Origin of the sequence: Pseudomonas sp. ACN8 (genome assembly GCF_002303925.1) — a bacterium.
GTDB lineage: Bacteria > Pseudomonadota > Gammaproteobacteria > Pseudomonadales > Pseudomonadaceae > Aquipseudomonas.
On sequence record NZ_MRCS01000039.1, the window covers coordinates 61,500 to 67,863 of the forward strand.

Annotated in this window: 10 protein-coding genes; 2 read left to right on the top strand and 8 right to left on the bottom strand. The window is 58.9% G+C overall.

Annotated features, from left to right (window positions below; translation table 11 throughout):
- Positions 1–7: 7 nt before the first annotated feature.
- A complete protein-coding gene (locus BSF44_RS21060; protein WP_008051822.1) occupies positions 8–589 on the bottom strand; it encodes a DJ-1/PfpI family protein in 582 nt (193 codons plus the stop codon).
- A gap of 266 nt (positions 590–855) precedes the next feature.
- Here BSF44_RS21060 and BSF44_RS21065 point away from each other — a divergent pair, with 266 nt between their 5' ends.
- Positions 856–1,764, top strand: a complete 909-nt coding sequence (locus tag BSF44_RS21065; protein ID WP_095945147.1) for a DMT family transporter — start codon at positions 856–858, stop codon at positions 1,762–1,764.
- A 60-nt stretch (positions 1,765–1,824) separates the two neighbouring features.
- Here the strand turns inward: BSF44_RS21065 and BSF44_RS21070 are convergent, their stop codons facing one another.
- The 3 genes from BSF44_RS21070 to BSF44_RS21080 form a co-directional block, all read right to left on the bottom strand.
- Positions 1,825–3,039 carry an SAM-dependent methyltransferase gene (locus BSF44_RS21070; RefSeq protein WP_095945148.1) on the bottom strand — a complete coding sequence of 405 codons (1,215 nt, stop codon included), beginning with the start codon at positions 3,037–3,039 and terminating at the stop codon, positions 1,825–1,827.
- A gap of 132 nt (positions 3,040–3,171) precedes the next feature.
- Positions 3,172–3,534, bottom strand: a complete 363-nt coding sequence (locus BSF44_RS21075) for a hypothetical protein (protein WP_095945149.1) — start codon at positions 3,532–3,534, stop codon at positions 3,172–3,174.
- A gap of 2 nt (positions 3,535–3,536) precedes the next feature.
- Positions 3,537–3,815, bottom strand: a complete 279-nt coding sequence (locus BSF44_RS21080) for an ogr/Delta-like zinc finger family protein (protein ID WP_095945150.1) — start codon at positions 3,813–3,815, stop codon at positions 3,537–3,539.
- A gap of 300 nt (positions 3,816–4,115) precedes the next feature.
- Between BSF44_RS21080 and BSF44_RS21085 the strand changes: the two genes are divergently transcribed.
- Positions 4,116–4,544 (top strand): helix-turn-helix domain-containing protein, encoded by a 429-nt coding sequence (locus BSF44_RS21085; RefSeq protein ID WP_095945151.1) that lies wholly within the window; start codon positions 4,116–4,118, stop codon positions 4,542–4,544.
- A gap of 16 nt (positions 4,545–4,560) precedes the next feature.
- On the opposite strand, the gene BSF44_RS21090 is transcribed toward BSF44_RS21085, so the two are convergent.
- From BSF44_RS21090 to BSF44_RS21105, 4 genes are all read right to left on the bottom strand, one after another.
- Positions 4,561–4,842, bottom strand: coding sequence for a phage holin family protein (locus BSF44_RS21090; RefSeq protein ID WP_095945152.1), 282 nt, complete (start codon positions 4,840–4,842; stop codon positions 4,561–4,563).
- Positions 4,839–5,198: a putative holin gene (locus tag BSF44_RS21095; protein ID WP_095945153.1), complete on the bottom strand. Its 360-nt coding sequence runs from the start codon at positions 5,196–5,198 to the stop codon at positions 4,839–4,841. Before BSF44_RS21095 ends, BSF44_RS21090 begins: the two co-directional genes overlap by 4 nt.
- Complete coding sequence (locus tag BSF44_RS21100) at positions 5,185–5,487, bottom strand: helix-turn-helix domain-containing protein (protein ID WP_095945154.1); 303 nt, start codon at positions 5,485–5,487, stop codon at positions 5,185–5,187. Before BSF44_RS21100 ends, BSF44_RS21095 begins: the two co-directional genes overlap by 14 nt.
- A gap of 131 nt (positions 5,488–5,618) precedes the next feature.
- Positions 5,619–6,236, bottom strand: coding sequence for a TPM domain-containing protein (locus BSF44_RS21105; protein ID WP_095945155.1), 618 nt, complete (start codon positions 6,234–6,236; stop codon positions 5,619–5,621).
- Positions 6,237–6,364 lie beyond the last annotated feature (128 nt).

Here is a 6,364-nt window from a genome sequence, read left to right on the forward strand (position 1 = left end):
GCCCTCGTTACAGCGTGATTTTGGTGCCCAGCAACCCCAGGAAACCGGCCAGCCAGTTCGGGTGTGCAGGCCAGGCCGGCGCCGTGGCCAGATTGCCCTGGACATGGCCGTCCGTCACCGGAATATCGATATAGGTACCGCCCGCCAGTCGCACTTCCGGAGCGCAGGCCGGATAAGCGCTGCATTCGCGACCTTCGAGAACACCCGCTGCCGCCAGCAACTGCGCGCCGTGGCACACGGCAGCGATCGGCTTGCCGGCCTTGTCGAATGCGCGCACCAGTTCCAGGACTTTTTCGTTCAGGCGCAGGTACTCCGGCGCGCGGCCGCCCGGAATCAGCACCGCGTCATAATCGGCGGCGTTGACCTTGGCGAAATCGAAGTTCAGGGCAAACAGGTGACCGGGTTTTTCACTGTAGGTCTGGTCGCCTTCAAAGTCATGGATCGCCGTGCGCACGGTCTGGCCGGCGGCTTTGTCCGGGCAAACGGCGTGCACCGTGTGGCCGACCATCAGCAACGCCTGGAACGGCACCATCACTTCATAGTCTTCGACGTAATCACCGACCAGCATCAGAATTTTTTTTGCCGCCATGGGGAGGACTCCTCTGGAAGTGGGCTTGCAGGAGTATTCAAGTTAGTCCGATTCCGCGGGAGTGGGTAATAACCAGCTACTACTGTGTAATCGTTCTTCGCGAGCAGGCTCGCACAAGGACGACACAATCCCTGTGGGAGCGAGCCTGCTCGCGAAGTGGCCCGCAAACTGTACGGATAACTCTGCGACTAGCTGTAACAGCGGGAAACCCACGGTTTATGGCTATATGAAGCCCTATCCCATTTCCCAATATTCTGGTTGCCATCATGTCCTCGCGCGAAAACACCGGCATGGCCCTGGGCCTGCTCGGCGTTGTGATTTTCAGCCTTACTCTGCCCTTCACGCGGATCGTCGTGCAGGAACTGCACCCGCTGCTCAACGGCCTGGGCCGGGCACTGTTTGCGGCGGTTCCGGCGGCGTTGCTGTTGCTGTGGCACCGGGAAAAATGGCCGACCTGGAAACAAGTCAAAGGCCTGACGTTGGTGATGGCCGGGGTGATCCTCGGTTTCCCGGTGTTGTCGGCCTGGGCCATGCAAACCTTGCCGGCGTCCCACGGTGCGCTGGTCAACGGTTTGCAGCCGCTGTGCGTGGCGCTGTATGCCGCGTGGCTGTCCCATGAGCGGCCGTCGAAAGCCTTCTGGGCCTGCGCCGCATTGGGCAGCGCGCTGGTGCTCGGTTATGCACTGATCAGCGGTGCCGGCAGCATTCAGGTCGGTGACTTGCTGATGCTTGGCGCCATTGCAGTGGGCGGACTGGGCTACGCCGAGGGAGGCCGACTGGCCAGGGAAATGGGCGGTTGGCAGGTGATCTGCTGGGCGCTGGTGCTGTCGACGCCGCTGCTGATCGGGCCGGTGGTATATCTGGCACTGCAACATCAGGGCGAGATTTCCGCCAAGACCTGGTGGGCCTTCGGTTATGTCTCGCTGTTTTCGCAATTCATCGGCTTCTTCGCCTGGTACGCCGGGCTGGCCATGGGGGGCATTGCCCGGGTCAGTCAAATCCAGTTGCTGCAGATTTTCTTCACCATCGCCTTCTCGGCGCTGTTCTTCGGTGAACATGTGGAGCCGATTACCTGGCTGTTTGCTGGCGGGGTGATCGTGACAGTGATGCTGGGACGCAAGACAGCGGTCAAATCCAATCCTGTGGGAGCGAGCTTGCTCGCGATTGCGGACTGACATTCAACACCTATGTTGGATGTGACGACCCCTTCGCGAGCAAGCTCGCTCCCACAGGGGTTAGAGAAAGCCGTCAGCGCGCAGCAGGGTTTCCAGGCAATGCTCGCTGATGTGATAGAAATCCTTCAGTTCCTGAATCTTCGCCAGCAACCGGGTCGGGTCCACCGGCTCGGCGCGCTTGACTGCCAGGATCATCTTGTTCTTGTTGGTGTGGTCCAGTGAGATGAACTCGAACACCTTGGTCTCGTAGCCGCAGGCCTCAAGGAACAACGCGCGCAAACTGTCGGTGACCATCTCCGCCTGCTGGCCCAGGTGCAAGCCGTATTGCAGCATCGGCTTGAGCAGCGCCGGGCTCTGGATTTGCAGGCGGATCTGTTTGTGGCAGCACGGCGAGCACATGATGATCGAAGCGCCGGAACGGATGCCGGTGTGGATCGCATAGTCGGTGGCGATATCGCAGGCATGCAGGGCGATCATCACGTCCAGCTCGCTCGGCGCCACGCTGCGCACGTCACCGCACTTGAACACCAGGCCGGGGTGTTCAAGCCTGGCGGCCGCGGTGTTGCACAGGGTGACCATGTCTTCACGCAGTTCGACGCCGGTCACCTCGCCTTCGGCCTTCAAGGTGTTGCACAGGTAATCGTGGATGGCGAAAGTCAGGTAGCCCTTGCCCGATCCGAAGTCCGCCACCCGCACCGGTTTGTCCAGCGCCAGGGGCGACGAGGTCAGCGCGTGGCTGAACACTTCGATGAACTTGTTGATCTGCTTCCACTTGCGCGACATCGCCGGGATCAGCTCATGCTGCTTGTTGGTCACCCCCAGGTCGGCGAGAAACGGCCGGCTCAGGTCAAGAAAACGGTTTTTCTCACGGTTGTGCTCGGCCGAAGGCACTTCGCGCAATTGCTGAGGTTGGCTCTTGAACAGCGATGACTTGCCCTTTTTGCTGTATTCGAGCTGGGCTTCGTCGGTCAACGACAACAAATGCGCATTTTTGAACGACGCTGGCAGCAACCCGGCAATGCTCGCCACGCCTTCGGCCAGCGGCAGGTTCTTGGTGATATCGCGGGTCTTGTAGCGGTAGACAAAAGACAGGCAAGGCTGTGCCTTGACCGTCACCGGCTTGATGATGATCCGCTGCAGGTCCGTTTCATCACCCACGTACTTGGCCAGCACCAGTTTGATGAACGCGTTGTGCTCGAGGCTGGTTTGCAGCAGGTCGATGAACTGGGCGTGATGATCCGGCGCGAGGCTGGCGGGAGTGGCGGTGACGGACATGGAAAAACGGCCTCGGCAATACGAATCGGGGGATGCCGGGTATTTTAGGGGGGACGAGGGTTTTGGGCACGGGGTAATTTTGCGCCAGGTCCCGTTCCCGCCGATCGGGACCTGAATCCAACCGTCGCTACCTCAGGGCTCCACCAGCCGAAGTTTGCGATTGGTCGGCGAGTTAATGACGAACTTGACGATCAACCCTACCGGCACCGCCCACGTCAGACCGTTGGCCGGATCAGTGACCACGGCGACAGTTTCGGAACTTGCGTCCAGATCCAGACGCCGGCGATCGTTGCTGGACTTGAGCAATCCGTAGGCGTGGCTGACCAGCCGCTCCGCTTGGTGCATCGGCATATCCAGACTCTGCAAATGCCTCACCGCGCGGCAGAACAGCACTTGATCATCAATCACACCCTCGCCCTCATGACGGGCCAGAAACGTCTGCGCTATGGCCAATAGCTCCTCATTCAAATGGGCCTGTTCATCAACCTCCTTCATGCTCAAGACTCCTGTTGCACTTGCGTCGCCGGGGCGCTTTCGGCGACAGGCCGCGCGGCGCGACGCAAGTCAGGTCCGGCGCACGGCAGGTGCACGGCCGGATTGGGCATGCCACTGGGGGAAAGCTCGTGGGTCATTTCGAACTCGGCCCGTACCGACCAGCCACAGGCCTCCGACGTACATTGCAAGTACGCCACCCGCAGGAAAATATGCCGCCCTTCGCTGGTACGTATGCGCATCCTGCTCAAGCAGTGCGGGCACACCATCTTGTAAGTACTCATACGTGCTTCCCTAGCGCCATCCGGTGGTAATCGAATTGATCAAACGCAATACTGCTTGAAACACAATTCGTGAAAGACGGGTGCTGCAAATAACGTCCGCCAGACAAAAGGAAGTGCAACCGGCGGACATGTAATAGATACGAGCCAAGCTCGTAGGAAATCACCCTGATACCATTAGGAAGTTTCGACATCGTATTCTTCTGATTCATAGTTGATGATTGATTACTTACAAGAAAAAAAGTACTCATTACGCATACGTTAAGCACTCAAAAAGCATATGTCAAAAGGAAGAGGCTCAAATTGCGTAGCAAAAAATCACAAGCTGTTTTGGCTCGTCTGAAACAAATTACGGGCACAAAAACTGACGCTTCCCTGTCTTCTGCGCTACAGATCAGCCCGCAGACACTCAGTAGCTGGAAAGGCCGCGACAGCACGCCATACTCATTATGCGTAGAAATCGCGCAGACTCGCGGCATCTCCCTTGACTGGTTGCTGCTGGGCGAGGGGCCGATGCTGCGGCAAACGCCTCTAAACACCCCTGCAAATGTTGCGCAAACCGCAACAACGCAGGAAAGCACCATCCTTTCGCTGTGGCGATTGCTTGATGAGGATGACCGCCGCGCAATACAAAACGCATTGGAAGAAAAGCGACGCCTGCGGGATCTGGAAACGCAACTTTCGGAAATGGCCGCTATCCTGGCAACACTTGGACACTCGAACAAAACCTGACTTGAAGCCCGACGTTTCAATGCTTGAAGGCATGCCACAAAACAATAATGTTGCCACTACTGCGAACAATCATTACGCATGAAAAAACACTCACCGCTGCATGCCATGGGCTCACCGGCAGGAATGTCAGCAATATATCGATGCCGGCGATATAGAACACTGCGCCACACAAGTTGATCAATATCCTGTCTCGCCAGTTGTAGCGCTGCTCGTCGCGCTGGTAACACGCCAGCCTGAACGCACTGATCAGGTGAGCCACGCCCGTCACCCACACCAGAGCCGCCATCTCAAAGGTCATTGCCCTCGCCCTCTGAGATGACGAAGGATGTCCCCGAGGCCGGCGCCATCGATCCATTGCATGAGCTTGATGCTGAGGGGAATGACCAGCAATGCGCACAGGAAGGCCGTCACACCGGCTGTCAGAAAAGGCGCCAATGGCTGGGCGACCGGGGCAAACAGGTAACCGACACCCGCCGACAACAGCCAGGAGCCGATGCGTTGCCAGGCCTTGAAGTTGGCGCGAGTGGTCGTGACCAGCCACGCGCCAAGCGTTGCCCCGAACAGGACTTCTCCATCGATAACCGGCAACGTCGCAATACCCAACCCCACCATGAGCCCGCTGATACTGTTGTAAGTCGAATCAGTCAGGCTCATGGATATCTCGCGACTGCAATGGCTCAACAGAAATGGCTCCCGACTTCAGCGCCTTGAATACGGCAGCGTTGCGAGAACCGACGGCGAACTTGCGGCGGATATTGGAGAAATGGAAGTTGATAGTGGATTCCGAGCAACTCTGAATCCTGGCGATTTCCCAGGACGTTTTGCCTTTGAGGCACCACTCCAGGGCTTGCGTCTCTTTCGCTGTCAGTTGCACCGGCGGAGCGTACATTGCGCGACTGGGGGCATCCTCCACCGAGATGTCCAGCGATTGTTGCGTTTTCATAAGAACTCCCTCTACACAGAACGCCCATCGCAGGGCGTGCACCATGTGAGAGATGTTGAAGACAAGCTCCCTGGCGGACAACGCTCGGGAACTGTGTCGCGGCGTACTACAAAAGCTGGTGAAGCCCAGGCTTACCCCAGCACCACCAGACGATTCGGCAGCTCATTGCGCACATGGGTCACCGGCACATGCACCTTGAGCAACTCGCCACAGGCCTCGACGCAACTGACAAAGCCCTGCAGCGTCTGCCCCTGCTTAACCTGCCGGGTGAACGTCGCGACAATCGCGTCCCAGTTCTTGTTGTCCAGGCGACTGGAAATCCCCTCATCCACCAGGATCTCCACGTAACGCTCGGCCTCGGAAACGAAAATCAGCATGCCGGTGCTGCCCTCGGTGTGGTGCAGGTTCTGCTCCAGGAACTGCCGGCGCGCCAGGTTCGAGGCGCGCCAGTGGCGCACCGAGCGCGGGACCAGATGGGTGGTGACTTTCGGCAGGCGGAACACCAGGCACAGCACGATGAAGATGGCCCACTGCACCAGCAGCAGGCTGTGCAGGGTCAGCCAACCGGTGAAGTAATGCACGATGCCCGGTACCAGCAGCGCCAGCAGACTGGCCCACAGCAGCGGGATGTACGCATAGTCGTCGGCGCGGGCCGCGAGCACGGTCACCAGCTCCGCGTCGGTGTCGCGCTCGACCCGGGCAATGGCCTCGGCCACCTTGCGTTGTTCGTGTTCAGTCAGTAATGCCATGTCGTGAAGTGCCTGCTCGTTTTTATTATCACCAGCCGCCGGATGAACCGCCCCCGCCGAAACTGCCCCCGCCGACGACTATGCGTACATCCCGCTGCTGTGGGCCAGTCTGCTGGCGCTGCTGGTAC